The 24,639-nt window shown below is 40.2% G+C and carries 22 protein-coding genes; 19 read left to right on the top strand and 3 right to left on the bottom strand.

The annotated features are described in order from the left end of the window. From VLZ86_RS06935 to VLZ86_RS06980, 10 genes are all read left to right on the top strand, one after another. Positions 1–434: phosphotransferase (locus VLZ86_RS06935; RefSeq protein WP_325449906.1), on the top strand; the 434-nt coding region annotated here is incomplete at its 5' end. Positions 435–533: 99 nt separating this feature from the next. Continuing rightward, a complete protein-coding gene (locus tag VLZ86_RS06940; protein ID WP_325449907.1) occupies positions 534–1,844 on the top strand; it encodes a sugar MFS transporter in 1,311 nt (436 codons plus the stop codon). 34 nt (positions 1,845–1,878) lie between these two features. Then, a complete protein-coding gene (locus VLZ86_RS06945) occupies positions 1,879–2,877 on the top strand; it encodes a Gfo/Idh/MocA family oxidoreductase (RefSeq protein WP_325449908.1) in 999 nt (332 codons plus the stop codon). A 12-nt stretch (positions 2,878–2,889) separates the two neighbouring features. Continuing rightward, a complete protein-coding gene (gene nagB, locus VLZ86_RS06950; RefSeq protein WP_325449909.1) occupies positions 2,890–4,818 on the top strand; it encodes a glucosamine-6-phosphate deaminase in 1,929 nt (642 codons plus the stop codon). Positions 4,819–4,913: 95 nt separating this feature from the next. Further along, a complete protein-coding gene (locus VLZ86_RS06955; protein WP_325449910.1) occupies positions 4,914–5,471 on the top strand; it encodes a LacI family DNA-binding transcriptional regulator in 558 nt (185 codons plus the stop codon). 75 nt (positions 5,472–5,546) lie between these two features. Then, positions 5,547–5,876, top strand: coding sequence for a hypothetical protein (locus tag VLZ86_RS06960; protein ID WP_325449911.1), 330 nt, complete (start codon positions 5,547–5,549; stop codon positions 5,874–5,876). A gap of 390 nt (positions 5,877–6,266) precedes the next feature. Beyond that, the gene (locus tag VLZ86_RS06965; RefSeq protein WP_325449912.1) at positions 6,267–7,820 is read left to right on the top strand and encodes a hypothetical protein; all 1,554 of its coding nucleotides are present in this window, start codon (positions 6,267–6,269) and stop codon (positions 7,818–7,820) included. Positions 7,821–7,874: 54 nt separating this feature from the next. Beyond that, positions 7,875–9,602: a gamma-glutamyltransferase gene (ggt, locus tag VLZ86_RS06970; RefSeq protein WP_325449913.1), complete on the top strand. Its 1,728-nt coding sequence runs from the start codon at positions 7,875–7,877 to the stop codon at positions 9,600–9,602. A 334-nt stretch (positions 9,603–9,936) separates the two neighbouring features. Next, positions 9,937–10,689 (top strand): aspartate/glutamate racemase family protein, encoded by a 753-nt coding sequence (locus VLZ86_RS06975; RefSeq protein ID WP_325449914.1) that lies wholly within the window; start codon positions 9,937–9,939, stop codon positions 10,687–10,689. 6 nt (positions 10,690–10,695) lie between these two features. Beyond that, on the top strand, positions 10,696–11,835 hold the full coding sequence (locus tag VLZ86_RS06980) for a P1 family peptidase (RefSeq protein WP_325449915.1): 1,140 nt from the start codon (positions 10,696–10,698) through the stop codon (positions 11,833–11,835). A gap of 138 nt (positions 11,836–11,973) precedes the next feature. On the opposite strand, the gene VLZ86_RS06985 is transcribed toward VLZ86_RS06980, so the two are convergent. Next, entirely contained in the window at positions 11,974–13,542 is a 1,569-nt protein-coding gene (locus VLZ86_RS06985) for a serine hydrolase (protein WP_325449916.1), read from the bottom strand. 205 nt (positions 13,543–13,747) lie between these two features. On the opposite strand from VLZ86_RS06985, the gene VLZ86_RS06990 reads away from it, so the two are divergent. The 9 genes from VLZ86_RS06990 (at position 13,748) to VLZ86_RS07030 (ending at position 22,290) form a co-directional block, all read left to right on the top strand. Then, positions 13,748–14,626 carry an AraC family transcriptional regulator gene (locus tag VLZ86_RS06990; protein ID WP_325449917.1) on the top strand — a complete coding sequence of 293 codons (879 nt, stop codon included), beginning with the start codon at positions 13,748–13,750 and terminating at the stop codon, positions 14,624–14,626. A gap of 168 nt (positions 14,627–14,794) precedes the next feature. Continuing rightward, complete coding sequence (locus VLZ86_RS06995; protein WP_325449918.1) at positions 14,795–16,114, top strand: L-fuconate dehydratase; 1,320 nt, start codon at positions 14,795–14,797, stop codon at positions 16,112–16,114. A gap of 2 nt (positions 16,115–16,116) precedes the next feature. After that, a complete protein-coding gene (locus VLZ86_RS07000; RefSeq protein WP_325449919.1) occupies positions 16,117–16,893 on the top strand; it encodes an SDR family oxidoreductase in 777 nt (258 codons plus the stop codon). A gap of 118 nt (positions 16,894–17,011) precedes the next feature. Continuing rightward, on the top strand, positions 17,012–17,863 hold the full coding sequence (locus VLZ86_RS07005) for a fumarylacetoacetate hydrolase family protein (RefSeq protein ID WP_325449920.1): 852 nt from the start codon (positions 17,012–17,014) through the stop codon (positions 17,861–17,863). Further along, positions 17,864–18,694, top strand: a complete 831-nt coding sequence (locus VLZ86_RS07010; RefSeq protein WP_325449921.1) for an amidohydrolase family protein — start codon at positions 17,864–17,866, stop codon at positions 18,692–18,694. Between the two features lie 4 nt (positions 18,695–18,698). Beyond that, positions 18,699–19,478, top strand: coding sequence for an SDR family oxidoreductase (locus VLZ86_RS07015; RefSeq protein WP_325449922.1), 780 nt, complete (start codon positions 18,699–18,701; stop codon positions 19,476–19,478). 2 nt (positions 19,479–19,480) lie between these two features. Then, entirely contained in the window at positions 19,481–20,809 is a 1,329-nt protein-coding gene (gene fucP / locus VLZ86_RS07020; RefSeq protein WP_325449937.1) for an L-fucose:H+ symporter permease, read from the top strand. Beyond that, positions 20,796–21,137 carry an L-rhamnose mutarotase gene (locus VLZ86_RS07025; protein ID WP_325449923.1) on the top strand — a complete coding sequence of 114 codons (342 nt, stop codon included), beginning with the start codon at positions 20,796–20,798 and terminating at the stop codon, positions 21,135–21,137. The genes fucP and VLZ86_RS07025 overlap by 14 nt, the downstream gene beginning before the upstream one ends. 4 nt (positions 21,138–21,141) lie before the next feature. After that, entirely contained in the window at positions 21,142–22,290 is a 1,149-nt protein-coding gene (locus VLZ86_RS07030; RefSeq protein ID WP_325449924.1) for an alpha-hydroxy acid oxidase, read from the top strand. Positions 22,291–22,454: 164 nt separating this feature from the next. On the opposite strand, the gene VLZ86_RS07035 is transcribed toward VLZ86_RS07030, so the two are convergent. Both VLZ86_RS07035 and VLZ86_RS07040 read right to left on the bottom strand, forming a co-directional pair. Beyond that, positions 22,455–23,399 (bottom strand): glyoxylate/hydroxypyruvate reductase A, encoded by a 945-nt coding sequence (locus VLZ86_RS07035; protein WP_325449925.1) that lies wholly within the window; start codon positions 23,397–23,399, stop codon positions 22,455–22,457. Positions 23,400–23,524: 125 nt separating this feature from the next. Beyond that, the gene (locus tag VLZ86_RS07040) at positions 23,525–24,487 is read right to left on the bottom strand and encodes an endonuclease/exonuclease/phosphatase family protein (RefSeq protein WP_325449926.1); all 963 of its coding nucleotides are present in this window, start codon (positions 24,485–24,487) and stop codon (positions 23,525–23,527) included. Between the last annotated feature and the right edge of the window lie 152 nt (positions 24,488–24,639).

A 24,639-nucleotide genomic window follows, 5' to 3' on the forward strand; every position in this document is an offset into this window, starting at 1 on the left:
TGCGCGTTACACATAATGATACCAAGATCTCCAATGTGTTGTTCAACAAGCGCGATAAGGGCCTTTGTTTAATAGATTTAGATACCGTAATGCCAGGAATTGTACACTATGATTTTGGTGATGCCATCCGTACCATTTGCAATACCGCGGCAGAAGATGAAGCCAATTTGGATCTTGTTGAATTTAATGTCGATTATTATAATGCCTATACCAAAGGCTTTTTAAAGAAAATGGAGAAATACCTGACGCCAATTGAATTAAAATATTTGCCGTTAGGCGCTAAAACGATGATTTTTATTATCGGATTGCGATTTTTGACCGATTATCTGAATGGGGATATCTATTTTAAAACAAAATATGCCGATCATAATTTAGATCGTGCAAAAAATCAATTTAAATTATTGCAGAGTCTCTCTGAAAAGTTGGGAGTTTAATATCCAGGCACAATCAATGAGATTATAAAATCAATCAGTTCATGTGATAACAACAAATTAACCAATAACTAATAAGTCGCTAACCGATAACTTGTCTTTATGAATACTACACAAAAAAACAACCTCGTCCCAATTCTTATAATTGGAGGACTCTTCGCTATTTTCGGATTTGTAACCTGGATTAATGGCGCGCTCATTCCTTTTATGAGAACGCTTAACGAGTTAACCGAAGCGCAATCCTATTTGGTGGCAACCGCATCGTATATCTCATTTGTGGTGATGGCCTTGCCGGCATCCTATGTCATTAATAAAATTGGATATCGCAACGGGATATCCTTGGGATTGGCAATTATGGCCGTTGGTGCTTTAGTGTTTATTCCAGCAGCTGATGCGCGGACCTATTGGGTGTTTTTATTGGCTATTTTTATTCAAGGTATCGGGATGACCATCTGTCAAACTGCCGCTAACCCATACATCACTATTTTGGGACCAATAGAAAGCGGTGCCAAACGTATGGCAATGATGGGTATTGCCAACAAGGTGGCGGGCGCTCTTGGATCTGTTATTTTTGGTGCCTTATTATTATCAGGTATTGATGAGGTAAATGAAAAATTAGGAACTGTTTCTGACGACGAGAAAAACGTATTACTTGATGCCATGGCCGATAGTGTGCACACACCATATATAGTGATGGCCGTTATCTTATTTGTCTTTGCATTTTTTATCAGAAAAGCAAATTTACCACACGTTGAAGCAGCAGAGGAAGAAGTTGTAGTAGGAGGCGTAAAGACCAGTAAAACTATCTTTCAATATCCACATTTATGGTTGGGCGTCCTAGCCCTATTTGTTTATGTTGGTGCAGAAGTGATTGCTGGGGATACGATTATCGCCTATGGGATTTCACTGGGAATTTCGGCGGACGATGCCAAATGGTTTACGACTTACACCTTGATGGCTATGGTAGGAACCTATGCTTTAGGAGTGTTTTTAATTCCGAAATACATCAAACAAAAAACGGCCTTGATTATCAGTGCCGTTTTAGGGATTGTTTTCAGTCTCTGTATTTTGTCTACCTCAGGTTTTACCTCGGTTTTATTTGTTGCAGCATTAGGTATTGCAAACGCCTTGGTTTGGCCTGCTATTTGGCCGTTGACCTTAGATGGGTTAGGAAAACATACCAAAACAGCTTCGGCATTACTGATTATGGCAATTTCCGGTGGTGCAATCATCCCGCCATTATATGGTCGATTGGTTGATTCCGGAAAACATGAGATGATGGCAAATGGTGTTACAGACGTTGCAGAGTTATCAGCGGCATCAACCAGCAGTTACTGGATCTTGATTCCGTGTTATCTTATTGTTTTGTTTTTTGCAGTCTGGGGACACAAAATCAAAAGTTGGAAAAAATAAATTATAATAGGAGATAGACAGTTGAGGTTTTGAAATGAAGGCAAATAATACATATAAATGGGGAATGATTGGTTGCGGAAGCGTGACTGAACTGAAGAGTGGGCCTGCTTATTACAAAACAGAGGGTTTTGAGCTTTTTGCAGTGATGCGGAGAGATCTAACTAAAGCAAAAGATTATGCGCAAAGACATAAGGTACCCCACTTTTTTGATGATGCAGATGCACTTATCAATCACCCGGAAATTGATGCCATCTATATTGCTACGCCACCAGATTCGCACGAATACTATGCGTTAAAAGTAGCTGAAGCAGGAAAGATATGCTGTATTGAAAAACCTATGGCACCAAATTATGAAGCCTGCGTAAGAATCAACGCAGCCTTTGTAGATAGAAAATTACCATTGTTTGTATCTTATTACCGAAGGTCATTGCCTCGGTTTTTACAGGTGAAGGAATGGATTGCTCAGAATAGAATTGGAACAATTAGACACATCCATTGGCATTTTACCAAACCAGCCAATGAGATTGATAAGTCTAAATCATATAACTGGCGTACCGATGCGACCATTGCACCCGGTGGTTATTTTGACGACCTGGCATCGCATGGATTGGATTTGTTTGTACATCTGTTGGGAAACATTAAATCTGCTAAAGGAACGGCTGAAAATAGGCAGGGACTTTATACTGCCAAGGATCTAATTAAAGGGCAATGGGTCCATGATTCGGGAGTTACCGGATTTGGAAGTTGGGATTTTGGAGCAGACAAACGAGAGGATGTGGTTAAGATATACGGAAATGAAGGGAATATCACCTTTTCCGTGTTTGGAGAGGTCCCGATAATTTTAGAACGTGATGAAAAAACCGAACGATTACATATTCCAAATCCAGAACACGTTCAATGGGATCACGTCCAGAATATAAAGGCGCATTTAGCAGGAACATCAGTACATCCCTCATCAGGAGAAACCGCGTCCCATACCGCTTGGGTCATGGATCGAATATTAGAAAATAAAATTGAAGTCATTAATAATTAAATAAGTTAGGACATGTTAAAAAGCACAATCGATAAGGCAACAGATTTCGAAAAAAGATTCGAAAATATCAATACGGTTATGTTTGAGGATTCTCAAGTAGCCTCTAAAGCTGTTGCAAAGGAAATAGCAGATCTTATTAAGGTAAAGCAATCTCAAAAGCAACCCTGTATTTTAGGGTTGGCAACGGGGTCCTCACCAAAAGGTTTGTATGCTGAATTAGTGCGACTGCATAAAGAAAAAGGCTTGAGTTTTAAAAACGTCGTGACCTTTAACCTGGATGAATACTATCCAATGGAACCAGACGCAGTGAATAGTTATGTGCGCTTTATGAAGAAGATGTTGTTTGATCACATAGACATTCTTCCTGAAAATTGCTATATCCCAGACGGGACACTTCCTAAAGATAAAATTGCCAGTTACTGCAGCGCTTACGAAAAGAAAATTGAGGCACTTGGAGGCATAGACCTACAAATTTTAGGTATTGGTGGTAACGGACATATTGGATTTAACGAGTCTGGATCTTTACAGAACTCCAAAACAAGGTTAGTGGCTTTAGATCATATCACAAGGGTTGCTGCAAGTAAAGACTTTGCAGGTCTATCCAACACGCCTAGAACAGCCATCACGCTGGGAGTCAAAAAAATTATGGAGGCCAAACGCGTCATCCTTTTGGCTTGGGGCGAAAGTAAAGCGGCAATTATTAAAACATCAACAGAAGGACAAGTCACCAACCAAGTGCCTGCATCCTTTTTGCAAGAGCATAATAATGTCACCTTCGTACTTGATAAAGAAGCCGCATCAAAACTGACCCGTATAAATGCACCATGGTTGGTTGAAAAAGTAAATTGGACAGATCGTCTCATCAGAAAAGCCGTTTTAGGTTTGGCAATGCATCTCAAGAAACCTATCTTAATGCTCACCGATGCTGATTATATTGAGAATGGGATGAGTGATCTTCTGGCAGAATTCGGCCAAGCTTATGACATCAATATTAAGATTTTCAACAAATTACAACATACCATTACCGGATGGCCGGGAGGTAAGCCAAATGCTGACGATTCCCACAGACCGGAGCGCGCTGAACCAGGTAAAAAGCGTGTTTTGATTTTCAGCCCGCATCCTGATGATGATATTATCAGTATGGGTGGAACATTTAGAAGGCTCCATGAGCAAGGGCACGAAGTACACGTAGCCTATCAAACTTCAGGAAATATAGCTGTTGCCGATGAAGAGGCTTTACGCTTTGCGAATTTCGTAATTGATTTCAACGCCAAATTTGATATTAAAAGTGAAGCCACAGAAAAGATCTATAAAAAGGTGGTAAAATCGCTTACGGACAAAAAACCAAGTGAGATTGATATTCCGGAGGCACGTTATATCAAAGGATTGATTAGAAAAGGAGAAGCAAGGGCCACCAGTCATTTTGTTGGTTTGACCGATGATCGAATCCATTTTATGGAAATGCCGTTTTATGAAACCGGAACTATTGATAAACACCCGTTGGGCGAAGAAGATATCCAAATGACCGTGGATATTATTGAGAGTATCAAACCACATCAAATTTATGCTGCGGGAGATTTAGCAGATCCTCACGGAACCCATAAAGTTTGTTTGGATGCCGTATTTAAGGCCGTTAGAAGATTAAAAGAAAAACCATTTATGGACGATTGTTGGGTGTGGCTTTACAGAGGTGCATGGCAAGAATGGGGAATCGACGAAATTGAGATGGCCGTGCCGATGAGTCCCGATCAAGTTTTGGAAAAAAGGCACGGTATTTTTAAACACCAATCACAAAAAGATGGGGTGGTATTTCAAGGTTCAGATGCAAGGGAATTTTGGCAACGTGCAGAAGATAGAAATAAGGAAACCGCAGGATTGTATGATCAATTGGGCTTAGCGCACTATGCAGCAATGGAAGCTTTCGTAAGATGGCATTTCTAGTCTGATGAAATTTAATAGGAGATTGCATCCGTCACACCCATGCTGTGATGGATGCTTTCTAAAAGAAGGCATGGGTTAATTTTAAGAAAAGAAATATGATGGAAGTAACCATGAAAACTTTGTCGCAAATGAGTGGCTATTCTGTGTCCACAGTATCTAAGGCATTGCGTGACAAAAAGGACATTAGTGTCAAAACAAGACAGATTATTAAAGAGTTGGCAGAGAGTTATGACTTTGTGCCTAACAATTCGGCCATTGCTTTACGATCACAAAAAAGCAATACCATTGCGGTTATCGTGCCGCAAATTGACTCCATGATATACGGGAGTATGTTGAACACTATTCAAATGGAAGCCTATAAACAAGGCTACCGAGTGGTGGTACAACAGTATTTGAATTTTGAAAATGGTGAACTTGAATGCCTTAAAAGTTTAAGGAATGGCGGTATTGATGGGGTTATTGTCATTGGAACGTCAACCGCATTGGAGGAACTCCAACAAAACACTAAAGACCAATTTTTTCCAACAATTATAAAAAGAGTTGAAGATTTAACATTAAAGGCTCAAGATTATAAGCATTTTGGAAAGAAGATGATCACCTCTTTATTTTCAAAAATTAATATAAATGACAATATGCGTGTGAATGTTGTTTAGATAATCGAAGTAGTGACACTTAGGTGAAAAGCTGTAACAGTTATGGTTTTTTAGATGTAAAAAAGGATATTGAAGATGGCGAATAAGACAGAAATAAAGGAGATAAACCAGCACCATTGGTATTTGGAGATGGACTTTCCATGTTCTAATAGGTACGATCAATTCATCAATTGGTTACGAAAGGAATTTTACTTTTTTCAACAAGAAAACGGATCCTACTTAACGATTTATTTTCCCAACGGACATGTGAAAATCGAAAAAAAAGCCAAAGAAGAGAACACGTTTGCTTCTGAAATTACCGTTGAAAGTAAGTGTAGGGTATTTGGTTTAAAAATGCGAAAGAAGCTTTCAGCATTCCTTGATTATATTGAAAGCTATCACAGACTTAGCCAGATAAAACACTAGGTAGTCCTTTTTGATATAATGATTGGAACCTGTGAATGATGTGATTTACAGGTTTTTTTATAAGAGACAAACGTATTGAAAGCTCACTCCAGAAGGTATCCCTAACCAAAGGAGGTAAAGAAACAAACAATTTATCCTTAAAGAACTTGTGTTTGGGAAGAGTGGAATTAGTTATTTTCACTAGGATAAATTCTCGGTTAAACAGTTAAATAACTAAATATTTGTGTGCTACAATAGGTATATATAGAAACACTTGTTAATTTTATAGCCTTGTTTTTATTAGAGAGTTAAATAAATAGAAATAATTTAGACTGACCAAAAGCATTGCTGGTAGGAAATCATAATGACCTGTCAGGTTGGAGTAACCATTACCTAATAAATTGAAACTAAATGAAACATTTTAAGAATCAGTATGTGTGGGCTTTTTTGGTCCTATTCGTTTTGTCCTGTAAAGATTCAGGAAAAAAGGACGTCGTAGAAAATAAAACCATTGCCCAGTCGGATCGCGCCATTGAAAAAACCATCCTAGAGGATAAGGATTCGTTTTACTACGTCAATTTCGAGAATTATCCACAGATGGACAAAAGCTTGCCTATTGGGGTGTTCGATTCTGGAACAGGTGGTCTGACCGTCTTGGATGCCTTAATCAACTTTGACGCTCACAATAATAACAATAAAGAAAAAGGTGGTGATGCCGTACCTGATTTTATTTCAGAGAAATTCATCTACTTGGCAGATCAGGCCAATATGCCTTATGGTAATTATTCTAGTGAAGACAAAACGGATTTACTCATCGAACACATTCTTAAGGACATGCAATTCTTACTTTCCAATAAGTATTATAGAAATGCAGGAGATGCCCAATATCAGCAGGATAAACAACCTGTAAAATCGATTGTGATTGCCTGTAATACGGCCACGGCTTATGGCAGCGAGTTTATAAAAGCATTTATAGATAAAACCGGAATAGAATTAAAGGTGATTGGCGTGATTGACGCCGGGGCTCGTGGTACTTTGTCTACTTTTGAAAAGGATGAAAACGGCTCTATTGCCGTCATGGCTACCGTGGGGACCATACTATCTAAAGGCTATGAAAACACCCTTTTAAGAGTTAAGGATGAATTGGGATATACCGGAAACATTCAAATCTTTAATCAAGGCGGCCACGGAATTGCGGAAGCTGTTGATGAAGAGCCCGACTTTGTAAATAAGGAATCTAAAAAACCTCGTGAAGATTATAGAGGGCCTTCCCTAAATGATCCTAATTTTTCCATTGACAAGACGTTAATGGATATTTATAATTTCGATTTTGATCATGGCAAAATGCTTTGTGATAATCAAGATACCGATGATTGCCAAATTCTTCAAATCAACGATTCTGAAAACTATGTGCGCTATCATGTGGTCAGTTTGTTGGAAAAAATCAGAACGGCCGAAAATCCACAACCTTTAAAAGCCATTGTTTTGGGATGTACGCATTATCCCTATTTAACCTCGGAAATCAAAGAGGTTTTGGATGAGCTTTATAATTATAAGAAAGATGGCAAATACATTTATCGCGACTTTATGGTAAAGGATATTGCTATTGTAGATCCTGCCGTCAATGTGGCCGAGGAATTATATGTGTATATGAAAGAGAAAAATCTCTTTAACCCTTCCGGGGATATGAACACTAGCGAATTTTATATCAGTGTACCCAATTCTGAAAATCCGAACGTTAAGATCGATGATAACGGCCGTTTCCCATACGATTATAAATACGGAAGAACCGAAAACGAAATCCAGGAATATGTTAAAATGGTACCTTTCAGTAAAAGTAATATTTCAGAAGAGACCTTGGATCGATTCAAAACCTCCATTCCTGAAACATATAAGTTGATTGAGGCCTTTAACCGTTCCAATTCAAAAACAGAATATTTGGAAGATTCCGTAAGAATAAAATAAAATATTTAAAAATAAACGGAGTTGGTGTCCGTCTAAAAATTAAAATTTAAAAAAATGAAGCATAGTTTAAAATTATTGAGTTTAACAGTTATCTCAGTACTCTTTTTAACCTGCGGCGGCAGAAAGACCGATGCAGGAATGGCATCACTTTCGGGAAAAACTGCCCTCGCTAAAAACGGGATGGTGGTTTCTGCGCATCCTGAGGCTACCAAAGTGGGGATGGAAATTTTGAAACAGGGCGGTAATGCCGTCGATGCCATGGTAGGTGTCCATTTTGCATTGGCCGTCGTTTATCCTTCTGCTGGTAATCTTGGTGGCGGTGGTTTTATGATGTACAGACAACATGATGGTGAGGTTTTTTCATTGGATTTTAGGGAAAAGGCTCCTGGTACTGCTTTCGAAGAAATGTATTTAGATGAGAATGGAGATGTTATAGAAGGTGAGAGTCTGTATGGTCCAAAAGCATCTGGTGTTCCAGGGTCTGTGGACGGTATGATAAAAGCCCATGAAAAATTTGGTTCGTTACCACTTCATACTTTAATCGAACCTTCTATTCAGTTGGCAAAAAATGGATTTCATATTTCCGCGCAACAGGCTAGAAATTACAATTATTTCAAAGATGCATTTGTGAAAAACAACCGAAACCCAGATAAAGTCACTTTAATTAAGGAAGAGAAATGGGAAGAGGGCGATTTATTGGTTCAGAAGGATCTGGCAGAAACCTTAACCCGAATCAAACAAAACGGCAGGGCCGGATTTTATGAAGGCAAAACTGCCGAACTTTTAGTGGCTGAAATGCAAGCAGGCAACGGGATCATTTCTTTGGAAGATCTTAAAAACTACAATTCGGCATGGCGAAATCCTATCACCGGAGATTTTAGAGGTTATAAAGTTTACAGTATGGCACCTTCAAGTAGTGGAGGGATAGCCTTGGTGCAACTTCTGAAGTTATCGGAGTATTTCCCAATTTCTGAATTCGGATCAAAAACGGCAAAAACCATTCACCTCATGGCAGAAATGGAAAGACGCGTGTACGCCGATAGAGCGACCCATTTGGGTGATTCTGATTTTTGGGATGTTCCTGTAAAGGAATTATTAGATAATGATTATTTAGCTAGTAGAGCTGCGCAAATAGACATTTCAAAAGCCACAAATAGCGATGATGTGAAGGCTATGGCGCTTGCCAACCCAGTAGAAAGTGAAGAAACCACCCATTATTCCATCGTGGATAAAATGGGTAATGCCATCTCATTGACCACCACAATCAACTCTGCTTACGGATCCAAAGTGTTTGTAGAAGGTGCTGGATTTTTAATGAATAATGAAATGGACGATTTCAGTGCCAAACCGGGAGTACCCAACGTTTATGGGTTGTTAGGTGGTGCGGCCAATTCAATTCAGCCAGAAAAACGGATGCTAAGCGCTATGACGCCTACCATCATTGAAAAGAATGGGCAATTGTACATGGTGGTGGGTACTCCAGGAGGCTCCACGATCATGACCTCAGTGTTCCAATCCATACTCAATGTTATTGATCACGGCATGACCATGAGTGAAGCGGTCTCAGAAAAACGATTTCACCACCAGTGGTACCCAGATTGGATCTCTATTGAAAAAGGAGCATTTGATCCTGCCGTACAGTCTGAATTGGAGGCAATGGGACACGTAATAAAAGAACGCAGTTCTATTGGAAGGGTAGATGCCATCCTGATCAGACCTGATGGTTCGATGGAAGGTGCCGCAGATCCTAGAGGGGATGATTGGGCTATGGGATTGGAGTAAATATGAATCTGATGATAATTACATCTAACCAAAACAATAGGGTGCATTTCACTAAAAAAATCGAAATGCATATTTAAAGTGTTAGACGTCATAAAAGTTGAGTTAGCTGACACATCATTTATAATATTACATTGAAAATGTGATTTATGTAATGATGTGTCTTTTTATTTCGTGCCGTAATACAACGCCGTCAAAGGGATAAAGAATCCGTTCTTTTTTTATAAAAGGCATGGAAAAGAGACTCCGCCCATGATAATCTTGAAAATCTCATTATCTTAGTTCAATTGTTGAATGCTGAAGGAACGTACCGCTTTGTAAACAAAAAATAAAAATTATGATTGGAATTGTTGGAGGCGTAGGGCCTTATGCCGGAATTGACCTCTTGAAAAATATTTATGATAACACCTTGGCAAAAAAGGATCAGGATCATCTTGATACCTTGCTGTTTTCTTTACCGTCCAAAATTATGGACCGGACAGAATATCTCATAGGCAACATCACTGAAAATCCTGGAAATGCCATCGCTAAAATAATTTTAGACTTGGAGAAATCGGGGGCTACGGTGGTGGGGATACCTTGTAATACCGCACATTCTTCTGACATATTCGCTTTGATCTTAAAGGAATTGAGTGCCAACGGAAGTCAGATAAAGTTACTTCATATGATTAATGAAACGATCGATTTCATTAAAGTCCATTACCCACAGTTTTCTAAAATTGGTGTGCTTTCAACCACAGGGACCTATAAACAGAAAATTTATTCGAACGCATTGGAAAGTCATGGGTTTATAACGGTTAAGCCAACTTTAGAGATGCAGGAAGAACTGGTGCATCCAGCAATTTATCACCCAGAATACGGGATCAAGTCGCAATCGAATCCTTTTCATTTCACAGCTAAAAAAAATCTGGAACATGCCATCAACTATCTTAAAGAAAACGGTGCCGAAGCCGTAATCTTAGGATGCACTGAAATTCCCCTGGTCATTACTACCGCAGAAGTTAAAGGAATGGTGGCCATCAATCCCACCAATGTATTGGCAAGAAAACTCATTGAAAGTATGGATCCAAAGAAACTAAAATCCTTATAAAAACAAATGACAAAATCAATTTTGATAGTAGCGCTTTTGCTGAGTTTACCCTTTCAAAATAGCGCGCAGGAACGCCAGAGAGCACGTGAACTGGGTATTAAGCCTGGAATCCTAACGCCTGGTAAATACAATGCCATCACCGATGTAGCTGGTGTTTCTGTAGGTCAGAAAACCTTGAATATTGGCGATTCCATCCGAACCGGAGTTACCGTCATTCTGCCACATCAAGGTAATTTATTTAAAGAGAAAGTCCCTGCCGGTATTTTTGTTGGCAATGGATTCGGGAAATCGATAGGCACCACACAAATTGAGGAGTTGGGTAATATTGAATCGCCGATAGCCTTGACGAATACCCTAAATGCGTTTTTGGTAGCCAATGCTTTGGTTGATTATACCTTGAGCATTCCTGAAAACTCCAAAATCAGATCGGTCAATCCCATTGTTGGAGAAACCAATGATGGCTGGTTAAATGACATTAGAGGACGCCATGTGCAAGTTGCTGATGTTTTCGAGGCTATCAAAACGGCTTCCACCAAAGAAGTCCTTGAAGGGAATGTAGGTGCTGGTACCGGTACAAATACTCTTGGTTTTAAAGGCGGAATTGGAACTTCTTCCCGTGTACTTCCCAAAAATAAAGGAGGTTATACTGTGGGTGTTTTGGTTCAGACAAACTTTGGCGGAATCCTAAGAATTAACGGCGCTCCCGTAGGCAAAGAACTGAATACCTATTACATGGCCAATGATGTACCTTATCAAGTAGATGGCTCCTGTATGATTATTATTGCCACAGATGCCCCGCTGTCCAGTAGAAACTTACAACGTTTGGCAAGACGTTCGTTCTTGGCTTTTGGTGCGGTGGGCTCCTTCTCGTCCAATGGAAGCGGCGATTATAGCATTGCCTTCAGTACGCATAAAGATTCACGAATCCCACACGACCCTGAGGCTATTGAAAAAACCAGTACGGAAGTTTTAAATGATTTTATGTCGCCTTTGTTTTTGGCAGTCTTCGAGGCTACTGAAGAGGCCATTTATAATTCCATGTTTATGGCCGAAGACATCATAGGTCAAAAAGGAAGACAGATGAAAGCCCTGCCAATCAATGAAACTTTAGAAATATTGGACAAATACAAGGCTCGTAATAACTGATCCTAAATTACAAACCGACTAAAAAAGCAATTGGTGAAAGAGATTATAAAATCTTATTCACCAATTTTTGTTTGTTAGAAAATCGTGTTGAGCAAAAAGCTATTGAGGACAGGGGATTATCTTTACCTTATGACTTAGTTATTTTTCCTTGTTAAAATCCAAATCTTGAAAATCATAACTAAAATCGGTTAATGGTGAAATAGGACTCATGGTAAACCCTTGCGCTTTGCCTTCGGTATCCAAACTGAAATTGACAAAGGCATCCGCCTTTAACGAGGCATCATTCCATCGCACCACATAGGTCGTGCCTTTATAGTAGGTCATCGTCCCAGTTAAATCAGACGATTTTTCAGCTTTAAAATGAAGATTCCCGTTTTGGTTGGTTATGGCAACCTTTCCAAACCAATTGTCTTTATATGTTCCAATATAATTTGCAGGATTCGGTTTTGGGGTTTTGCTCTTTAACTGCGCCGCAATGCTGCTTTCCAAGGCCGAAACAATGCTGTCTTCTTCTTTTTCGCCCGCCAATCGGCGCTCATTATATTCTTTAATTCGGTTTTTACCTTTTATACCGAAATAAGCATCTTTAATCGAATTGGTAATCGCGCTGAACGCCGCACCGCTCTGCTGATTGGTTAGAACAATAATACCTAGATCCATTTCTGGAAGCAAGGTTACCTGACTCACAATCCCAATTAATCCCCCGGTATGGGTCACTTGAAAATACCCGTTGACATCGCTCAAAAACCATCCCAATCCATACGCTGAAAAATGGGTATTGTATGGGCCTTTCCCACTTTTTATAAGGGTTTGTGGAGACCACATTTCATTAAGCGTTTTGGTGCTGAAAAGACTGTCTTGCAGTTTTTCGCCATACTTTCCATCGTTCAATAATGTCTGGACCCACGTAGACATATCATTGATTGATGCAAAAATTCCTGCTGCAGGTGTGGATATTTGGGTGAATGTATCGGCTGTCAACTCCAGTTTGCCATTCACTGGGGCGTGGCCGTCAATTCTGTTACCATCCGCTTTGATATCTGGAATAGAAAGCAGCGAGCGGTCCATCTTTAAAGGTTTAAAGAAGTTCTCTGTGATATAATCGTCAAAAGATTGTCCTGAAACTCGTGCCACTGCTTCACCTGCGACAATATATAATAGGTTGTCATAATCAAATTTACTTCGGAAGGATGAGACCGGTTTTAAATATCTCAGATTGTGGATCATTTCAGCCTTGGTGGTTGTGTTTGAGGCAGGAAACACCATCAAATCGCCAGCTCCCAATCCTAACCCACTTCTATGGGTGACCAAATCGCGTAAGGTAAATTCACGAGTCACGTAAGCATCGTAAAGTTGAAATTCTGGGATGATGTCGATGACTTTCGTGTCCCAAGTCAGTTTTCCTTGGTCAACAAGTTGTCCCATTGCTGCTGTGGTAAACGCTTTGGTGTTGGAAGCCACGCCAAAAAGAGTGTTGTCGTTTACTTTGGCATTTGTTTTTAATGAACTGACGCCATAGGTGTTTTTGTGATATATTTTGCCGTCCTTTAAAACTGCCACAGCCATGCCGGGAACATCAAAAGTGGCCATTGTTTTTTGAACCAAACTGTCAATCTGTGTGCCGCTCAAAGCCTGGGCATTTATGGAGAAATTGACGGAAAGGAAAAGCGCCGCAAGAAACAGCCTTTTGTAAATGAGTGATTTCATAATTGATATTTAATAAACAGACTTTAAAGGTATAAATTATTTTTACTTTGAAGAGTTAAAGTGGGGTTTGGTATTAGACTTTAAGAGGATTTCCAGATGATCAACTTTTATCATTAATGATTAGTAGTTCATTTAATTCGCCCTAATCAATACTTTTTTTGCACACTTCACCATAAATTGATTCAAAAGTGTTATTTTCATAGCGATGAAATTACATTTATTAGATCGGAGCCATACCACTTCAGCAATCTCCGTTAGAAAAAACAGCTATGCCAATTTTCTTAAAATTTGGCATTACCATCCAGAATTGGAATTGGTGATTGTCCTTAAAAGTAAGGGCACGCGATTTATTGGAGATAGTATTAAGAAGTTCCAACCCAAAGATGTTGTGCTTATTGGTAAAAATTTGCCCCACATGTGGTTGAATGACCCAAAATATTTTCAGGACAATAAAAGCTTGTCAGCAGAGGCTGTCGCCATTCATTTCAAGGAAGATTTTTTAGGAAACACATTCCTGCAATTACCAGAAATAAAACCTATTGTCACACTTTTTAAAAAGGCAGAACAGGGCATTCAATTCAGGAATGTTCCGGACGCATTACTCCAGACCATCGTCAAGCTAAACGACGAAACCGATTTCAATAAGACCCATCAATTCATTGGCATTCTCCACCAATTGGCCTTGCACGAAGATTATAATCTCCTGGCAAGTTCGGGCTATGTGGCTTCTTTGAGATTGGAAGAATCAGACCTTTCAAACAAGGTCATTGCGTTTATTTTTAATAACTTTAACAAGGAGATTGATCTCAATACGGTGGCTGAAATTGTGAATATGAACCCATCGGCATTCAGCCGTTCGTTTAAACGCGTGCATCGGAAAACATTTTCAAAGTATGTCAATGAAATTAGAATCGGTTATGCCTGTAAACTGCTTATTGAAAACGAATTAAATGTGGCGGCAATTGCTTATGAATCAGGATTTAATAATCTTTCTAACTTCAACCGGCAGTTTAAAATGATCAAGAATATGTCACCATCGGCCTATTTAAAGAAACATAGTAAATATACAAAAGAAGCCATTTAAATTTATCTAATGCAAAAATAGTATTAGTAACGGTGAAATTATTAGTGGATTTAATGGGATTCATAGTATAGCTTTGGAAGATTATCAAGGCGTTCTCATGGATTGCGCAAGACAGATTCAAATCGACCAACATCATGGCCGATCACCTATAACATTACATATTAACAGATGAAAAAACCAATTACCATAACCGAAGTCTTAACCAAAGATGTCCGATTTCCTACAAGTGATGAATTGGACGGTTCGGATGCCATGAATACGGATCCTGATTATTCGGCAGCCTATGTCATTTTAAAAACCGATCACCTAGAATTTGAAGGTCACGGCTTAACGTTTACCATTGGGCGGGGTAACGAATTGTGTGTCGCGGCAATTGAATCGCTTTCCCATTTGGTCATTGGTAAGACTTTGGAGTCTTTTACTGAGAATATGGGCGATTTCTGGAAGATGATTACTGGCGACAGTCAATTGCGTTGGTTGGGTCCAGAAAAAGGAGTCATCCATTTGGCTACTGGCGCCATCGTAAATGCCGTTTGGGATTTATATGCGAAAGTTGAAGGCAAGCCACTCTGGAAATTAATTTCCGATATGTCGCCTGAAGAATTTGTGAAATGTGTTGATTTTACCTATATCACTGACGCTATCACTCCAGAAGAAGCTTTGGAACTTCTAAAAAATAACGAGGCCACCAAGCAAGAACGCATTGACGTGCTGTTGAAGAACGGCTATCCTGCGTATACAACCTCTGCAGGTTGGTTGGGTTATAGTGATGATAAAATGCGCCGATTATGCCAGGAAGCAAAAGCGGAAGGGTTTAAACACATGAAGATAAAAGTGGGTTCTGATTTGCAGGATGATATGCGCCGGGCACAGATTATTCGTGAAGAAATAGGAGACGATCTGCAATTGATGATGGATGCCAACCAAAAATGGGATGTGGATGAGGCGATAGAAAACATGGCCTCGCTAAAGAAATTTAATCCATATTGGATTGAAGAGCCTACCAGTCCCGATGATATTTTAGGGCACGCCAAAATTGCCAGAGCAGTAGCACCAATAAAAGTGGCCACCGGAGAACATTGCCAAAACCGGGTCATGTTCAAGCAATTGATTATGGCCGATGCCTTGCAAATTTGTCAGATTGATAGCTGCCGTGTTGGTGGGGTCAATGAGATCTTGGCCATTTTATTGATGGCAGCAAAATATAAGGTTCCTGTATGTCCACATGCGGGCGGGGTTGGCTTGTGCGAATATGTACAGCATTTATCCATGATCGATTATATTTGTGTCAGCGCCACCATGGAAGACCGAATTATTGAGTATGTCGACCATTTACATGAGCATTTCTTTGATCCTGTTGTGATCAAAAACGGTGCTTATATGCCACCACAACTTCCAGGATATAGCATCACCATGAAACCAGAATCATTAGAAACCTATAGTTTTCCAAACGGAGAAGTTTGGGCTAAAAAATTACAAAAAGCATAATTATGGTATTCAATTTAAAAGGAAAAACGGCCATCATCACCGGTGGCGGTAGCGGGATAGGAAAGGCCATTGCCGCAACATTTGCAAAACAAGGTGCACAGGTTTGTATTTTGGATTTCAATGTTGAAAACGGCAATACAACGGTATCGGAAATTGAAAGTGATAAGGGTTCGGCAAGTTTTTACCAATGTGATGTGTCCAATCAAGAACAAATGGACGGTATTTTTAGCGAGATCGCTAAAAATAATGCCATCGATATTTTGGTGAACAATGCGGGAATTGCACATGTCGGAAATATTGAAAACACCAATTCTGAGGACTTAGACCGCTTGTATAATGTAAATATCAAAGGTGTTTACAACGGTATGAAGGCGGCCATCCCACATTTTAAAAAGCAGAAAAAAGGAGTGATCGTTAATATGGCGTCCATTGCTTCTTCAGTCGGAATTTCTGATCGATTTGCCTATTCCATGACTAAAGGCGCAGTGTTGACCATGACCTATTCGGTGGCAAAAGATTATGTTGCAGAAGGGATCCGGTGCAATTGCATTTCACCAGCGCGTGTGCACACACCGTTCGTGGACGGATTTATAGCCAAGAATTACCCCGACAATCAAGCGGAAATGTTTGAAAACCTCTCAAAAACGCAACCCATCGGGCGCATGGGCAAACCTGAAGAGATTGCCCATTTAGCCTTGTATTTATGCAGTGATGAAGCGTCGTTTATCACGGGAACTGATTTTCCTATAGATGGCGGATTTATAAAATTGAATGGCTGATGATAAAAACAGGCTTCGTTCGGAATGGCGAACAAAGGGCGAATCAAACCCAATTTGCGTCTGAATTTAGCGACAATTCAATAAAGAATAATTATAAAAAATTAAATAATAGTTTAAAATGAAACTCATAAGATTTGGGTCGGAAGGCCAAGAAAAACCAGGACTTCAATTAGAACATAAACGTATTGATGTTAGCGCTTTTGGTGAAGATTTTGACGAAAAATTCTTTGAAACCAATGGTTTGAAGCGTTTGGAAGATTGGTTAAAAACCAACCAAGCCAATTGTCCAACCGTTGATGATGATGTGCGATTGGGATCTCCAATAGGAAGACCTTCAAAATTGGTCTGTGTTGGTTTGAACTATGCAAAACATGCCGAAGAAACAAATGCTAAAATACCATCAGAACCGGTATTGTTTTTCAAATCTACAACCGCTATTGTAGGCCCTAATGACAATGTCATCATTCCAAAAAACAGTGTAAAAACCGATTGGGAAGTGGAGTTGGCCATTGTTATTGGTAAGAAAGCGTCATACATATCTATAGAAGAAGCAGACGATTATATTGCAGGGTATGTCTTGCATAATGATGTGTCTGAACGTGCTTTTCAAATTGAGAGAGAAGGCCAGTGGTGTAAAGGAAAAGGTTGTGATACTTTTGCGCCTTTAGGACCATTTATGGCTACAAAGGATGAAATAAAAGACGGGAACAATCTACATCTATGGTTGGAGGTCAATGGCGAGCGTTTGCAAGACTCATCAACCTCCGATTTTATTTTCAATATCCAACATTGTGTGTCCTATATCAGCCAATTTATGACCTTGTTGCCTGGCGATGTAATTTCAACGGGAACCCCATTTGGTGTAGGATTAGGGTTTCAACCCCCACGATATTTAAAACCAGGAGACGTCATGCGCTTAGGGATTGAAGGGTTAGGAGTACAAGAACAAACAGCAGTAGCCTACAAATAAATGCGGGTAGATACACATCAACATTTTTGGATATTTGATCCGCAAAGAGATGCGTGGATTACCGACGAAATGTCGGTAATCCAACGCGATTTCTTGCCCGAAGACTTGCAGCCAGTATTGCAACAGCACCAATTGGATGGCTGTATTGCGGTACAAGCGGATACTTCAGAAAAGGAAACCAAGTTTTTATTGGAGTTGGCAGATCAACATCCTTTTATTAAAGGGGTTGTCGGTTGGGTGGATTTGTGTAGCGACACTATCGAGGCACGGTTACAATATTTTTCAAAATACAAAAAGCTAAAAGGCCTGCGGCATATCGTTCAGTCGGAACCGGATGGCTTTATGCTGCGCAAGGATTTTCAACGGGGCATTGCAGCCATGGAAAAATACAAGCTGACCTATGACATCTTGATTTTCCCGCATCAATTGGAAGAAGCCATTGAACTCGTCAAAACATTTCCAAAGCAAAAATTCATATTGGACCATGGCGCTAAACCCTATATCAAAGACGGAAAAATAAAGCTATGGAAAAGCCAGATGGAAAGATTGGCAGGTTTTGAAAATGTGGCCTGTAAAGTATCAGGATTAACTACAGAAGCAGATTGGAGCAGTTGGGATGAAGCTACTATGCAACCTTATCTTGATGTGGTTTTTAATGCCTTCGGAACAAAAAGAACACTTTTTGGCAGCGATTGGCCAGTGAGTTTATTGGCGGGAAGTTATGCCGAAACAATTGCGCTTGTTGAAGATTATATTTCGAAATTTTCAGAAACTGAGCAACAACACATTATGGGACTGAACGCAAAGAAATGGTACCATTTAAAAGATTGAACATATGGATTTAAAACTGAAGGATAAAGTGATTATTGTCACGGGAGGTTCTAAAGGTATCGGGAACGGTATCTGTAATTTATTGGCGCAGGAAGGTGCTATCCCTGTCATTGTTGGGCGTACTGAATCGGATGTTTTAGAGGCTGTAAAGAAAATAAAGAATAAGGGCGGGAAAGCATTTCACGCCATTGCCGAGTTGACCAATAAGGACGATTGTAAAAAAGCTGTGGAACGGGTGATCCAGGAATTCGGCCGCATTGACGGCTTGGTCAATAACGCTGGTGTCAATGATGGCGTCGGGCTTGAATCAGGCAATTATGACGACTTTATGACCTCAATTCAACGCAACGTGGCACATTATTACGCCATGGCGCAGCACGCCTTGCCCGAACTGAAAAAGAGTAAGGGCGCTATCGTGAATATTGGTTCCAAAACCTCGGTTACCGGTCAAGGGGGCACTTCAGGTTATGCCGCTGCCAATGGTGCAAGAAACGCATTGACCCGAGAGTGGGCGGTGGAGTTATTGCCCTACAATATCCGCGTAAATGCCGTGATTGTTGCCGAATGTGACACGCCACAATACTCCAATTGGTTAAAAACCTTTCCCAATCCTGAGGAGCGCTTAGCAGAAATCACCAAAAATATTCCCTTAGAAAACCGAATGACCACCACTGATGAAATCGCCAATACCGTCGTATTTTTATTATCCGAAATGTCCAGCCATACCACCGGACAGCTTGTGTTTGTTGATGGTGGTTACACCCATTTAGACCGCTCTTTATAATGATGAAAAACGCCATAAAACAACCACTCGTTTCCAGAAACATCTTATTGCCCTTTATATTGATTACTTCCCTGTTTGCACTTTGGGGAATTGCCAACGATCTCACCAATCCGATGGTTTCGGCATTTAAAAAAGTCATGCCAGAGCTTTCAAATACACAAGCATCATTGGTGCAGTTTGCTTTTTATTTTGGCTACTTCTTTATGGCCTTGCCGGCAGCCTTATTCATTAGAAAATACAGTTATAAGTCGGGAATCCTCGTGGGTCTATCGCTCTATGCCATTGGTGCCTTTTTGTTTTTTCCTGCTGCAAAGTTTGAGACCTTTAATTATTTCTTAATTTCTTTATGGGTTATGACCTGTGGCTTGGCATTTTTAGAAACCACTTCAAATCCGTTGATATTAGCATTGGGTCCCAAAGAAACCGCAACGCAGCGCCTCAATTTGGCACAGGCATTTAATCCGATAGGTTCTTTAACGGGAATGATCATCGCCCAGGTATTTATCATTGATGCCCTACGTTCAGTTAACTATACGGAGGAAGCATACCAAGCCTTATCCAGTTCAGAAATGGCTGCCATTCGGGAAAACGATTTAAGTGTAATCAGTCTGCCGTATATTGCTTTGGGAGTTTTGGTTTTGATCATTATGGTGGCGATTATGATGGTGAAATTTCCGAAAGTGGAAGCACATTCTAAACTCGCGCTTTCAAAAACCTTTAAAATCTTAATAAAAAATAAAACCTACGTCACAGGCGTCGTTGCGCAAATGTTTTATGTAGGCGCACAGATTATGTGTTGGACCTTCATTTTTCAATATGTTGATAATATGAATGCGTCATTACCGGTTAATGAACAACTCACTGCCACATGGTATAATGTGGGGGCAATGCTGTTATTTCTTTCAGGAAGATGGCTTGGAACGCTATCAATGAAGCGGATTGGTCCCTCAAGATTATTGTTTATTTTTGGAGTGGGAGGGGTGATAACCACGCTAATTACTGTTTTTGTGGGCGGGCATATCGGTTTGTATAGCTTGGTAGCAACTTCGCTCTTTATGAGTATTATGTTCCCAACCATATACGGGATTGCTTTAAATAATATGGGAGATGAAGCTAAAATCGGGTCTGCCGGATTGGTGATGGCCATTGTAGGGGGTGCTTTATTGCCAGTTTTACAAGGAAGTATTTTAGATATTGGTGGTTCAGGTTTTGCCGATGTGAATATCCTTGGCTACATCCCTGAAGTTAATTTTTCGTTTATCCTCCCGCTGATCTGTTTGGCGGTGGTGGCACTTTTCGGATATAAAACCATGACCAATGAAAACGTATAGACACTGTTTTGCACTCGATTTAATAAATGATCCCGAACTGATCCTGGCCTATAAAAAGCATCATGAAAACGTGTGGCCAGAAATTGTCAAAAGCATTAAAGATAGTGGGATTGTGGCTCTAGAGATTTATTTGGTTGAAAATAGACTGTTTATGATCATGGAGGTTAACGAGTCGTTTTCTTTTGAAAAGAAGGATGAAATGGATGCCAACAACCCAAAAGTCCAAGAATGGGAAAGGCTCATGTGGCAATACCAGCAAGCACTTCCAACCGCAAAAGATGGAGAAAAGTGGTTGTTGATGGATCAGATATATCAATTAAAAGCCTAATCGCATGGAAATAACTATAAACCCAAAATATCCGTCTGTAACCGATTTAAGGAACCGAGCCATGGTAAAAATGCCAAAGTTTGCTTTTGAGTATTTGGATGGCGGATGCAATGAAGATATCAATTTAGATAAAAATCGCACCGATCTTCAGAAAGTAGAATTAATGCCGTACTACTTATCGAAGTTTGATAAGTCGGATACCAGAACCGAACTGTTTGGGCATACTTACGATGCGCCTTTTGGAATTGCACCCGTTGGACTTCAGGGTCTTATGTGGCCTAATTCGCCAGAGATTTTGGCTAAAGCTGCTTTTGCCCATAACATTCCTTTTATCCTCAGTACGGTGACCACGTCCAGTATTGAACGGATTGCGGAAATAACTGAAGGGAATTCATGGTTTCAGTTATACCATCCCGCGGATGAAAAAATCAAACGAGATTTATTGGATAGAGCTGCCAGCGCCGGCACCAATGTTTTAGTAATCTTAGCCGATGTGCCTACTTTTGGATTTCGCCCGCGGGATATCCGAAACGGTTTGGCCATGCCGCCTAAAATGAGTTTAAAAAACATTCTTGAAGTGTTTACAAAACCAGATTGGGCGATTCAAACCTTAATCCATGGCAAACCCGCTTTTAAAACTATGGAGCCTTACATGCCAAAAGACTTGAATATGGCCAAGTTGGGAGAGTTGATGGATGTTACTTTTTCTGGACGCCTGAATACAGATAGGATTGCTTCGATAAGAGAGCAATGGAAAGGCAAATTGGTCATTAAAGGCGTGGTGAGTGAGGAAGATGCAGAGAAAGCTATTGCGTTAGGTGTTGATGGCTTAATTGTTTCCAACCACGGCGGCCGACAATTGGACGCTGGTCAGTCGTCTATTGTGCCCATGACCCATTTGGCTGAAAAATTCAAGAATCAAATAAAAATCATGATGGATTCTGGTTTACGTGGCGGTCCGGATATTGCAAGAGCCATGGCAAGTGGCGCCGAATTTACCTTTATGGGCCGCAGTTTTATGTATGGCGTTGGTGCATTGGGAAAAGAAGGTGGCAACCATACCATTTCACTCATGAAAAGGGAATTCCAGCAAGTTATGGAACAGGTCTGTTGTGAGAAAGTAGAAGATTTACCTCGATTTTTAGTGAAATAATTGGGCTCGATACATTGAAACTAGGTGAATCTCAAATTATGGAGTTGGCAACGTCAGCGATGCCCTTCGTTGTTTATGGGAACTAGAGCAATTTCAATCCTGTTCAATTCTGAAAAGAATCGGTATTCTAGAAGGTTATGGATCTCAATAAAATTATGGACGTATCAATAACCTTTTCCAATATCAACAACGTCTACAAGTTTTTCACCGTTCTTCATGGCCTTATAATTAGCTATTATTTTTTTGACTGCCGATTCGGGACTAACGCTCCCGGCGGTATGTGGCGTGATCAAGATGCTTTTGTGGGTCCAAAAAGGATGCTGCTTAGGCAAGGGCTCCTCATGAAACACATCTAATGCTGCTCCAGCAAGGTGACCATTGTCAATAGCTTCCAATAAATCAGCCTCCACGAGCTGTTTACCTCGTCCAATATTGATAAGATAGGCGCCTTTGGGTAATTTATTAAACACCTCCCTGTTTAAAATACCTTCTGTGTCTTTAGTAAGAGGTAAGGTGCAAACTAAAATATCTGCGGTTTCCAAAAACTCGTTCCTTTGGTCTTTTCCGTTGAAAGTTTTAATCTGATCGATATCTTTTTTCGATCGGGACCACCCCGTAACTTTAAAATCATTTTTCAACATCAAGGTTCCGACGGCCTTTCCGATGGCGCCAATCCCCATAATGCCAATTGTTGTTTCTTCAGGTCGCTGGTAGGCATGCGTCTCCCACAAGGCCTGAGTTTTTTGATGAAAATACAATGGCAACCGTCTCAAATAACTTAAAGATAGAGCCAAAACGAAATCTGCCATATCATCGTGATGCAGGGGGTCGTTGACTTTGGTAACGCTTATGTTTTTAGGGACTTTGTTATGCTTGGTAATATGATTTATCCCCGCTGCCATGGAGGCAATAACTTTGAGGTTGGGAAATTTTCGAAACGTGTTTTCAGGAGGATGGAACACTAAGACAAATTGTGTTTTTTCCCTTTCAGTGTCGTTGGGATAAGCTTCTACCGTAATGTTTGGTGCGTGATGGGCTATGGCATTTCTCCAATCCGCTACGGTCGCTTCATGATCGCAAATGATGACTATTTTATCGGTGGTATCCATATCAATACATTTTAGTGTAATTACAAATTTCGACAATATTCCATAGATATTGCGCCTATTTTTAGAGGAGTGGTTTAAAACGTTAGCCTTTTAATCGATAAAGGACGGATTTTTGAAACGAGAAATCACACTTTAAATTCCGCCCACAATGGATGATGGTCGGAAATCAGCCAGGACAGATTTTGTTTGGTTAACTGACGGTTGGCGAGGGCATAAGGAACAAAGTCATAATTGCCGCCACTTAAAAATTCCATGGATAGTTTTGGGCCCTTGCCTTGGCTGTTGAACCAGGCAATCTGATCGTAGAATTTGGTGGTGTTAAAGATGGACCTGGTCACCTCCTCATTCTGTAGTTGGGGAGGGATGTACAGGCCTTCAGAGAGAAATGTTTCTTCCAATAGATCGCCGCGCGCGTCTATATTAAAATCGCCCAAGGCTATAAAATCTTGATGGTAGGCATTGAGGCTTCCTGCCCAACTATAGAGCCATTTAGCAATCCCTCTGAGCTCCTCAATGCGACTTTGTGGACTTTTGCCGTAAAGAATGTGCAGGGTCACCAAGATAAAAGTGTGTTGGTTAGATTGAAAACTTACGGCATAGGGAGAACGCACAAATTGTTTGGACAAGGCGTGCTCTCCTATATTTTTGCCCCATTCTTCGGGCACAACCAATTCGCCCGCCAATCCTGATAAATGTACTCTTCTGGTATCAAACAAGTAGGCCATACGTTCGCCATTGCCCACTTTCCCTTGATTGACATCTGTAAGAATAAAAGACCAGTTCTTTCCTAAGACTTTTAAAGTATCCCTGAGCGCTCTAATATTATCTTTCACTTCCTGAATGGCAATCACGTCAAAACGCCTGATGATTTCGGCAATACATAAAACGGAATGGAGATCACGTTTGGGTGAATCATCATCTTCAGAATCCCATTTGCGCGTTAAATTTCCAAAAGCTCGGATATTCCAAGTCGCAATTAAGAGATTCTTATCTAACTTTTTAGATGGAATTTTAGAGTCTAAATCTGCTTTTAGCACATTTAGATTGTCCTGGACATCAGAAGGTGGTATGTCGTTGATGGAAATCATAGTCTAAATATAATTAAAAATATTCCTTCTATTTTAAATTGGAGCTTTAAATGAAGGGTTACGGTTTTGTTATACATTTTGGGCGATAGGTGTTGCAAGGGTCGTAATTTCAAAACACCCATAGCGGGCTTTGGTCCCGACACTGTAAATAT

Source organism: Gelidibacter sp. (assembly GCF_035515035.1).
Lineage (GTDB): Bacteria > Bacteroidota > Bacteroidia > Flavobacteriales > Flavobacteriaceae > Gelidibacter.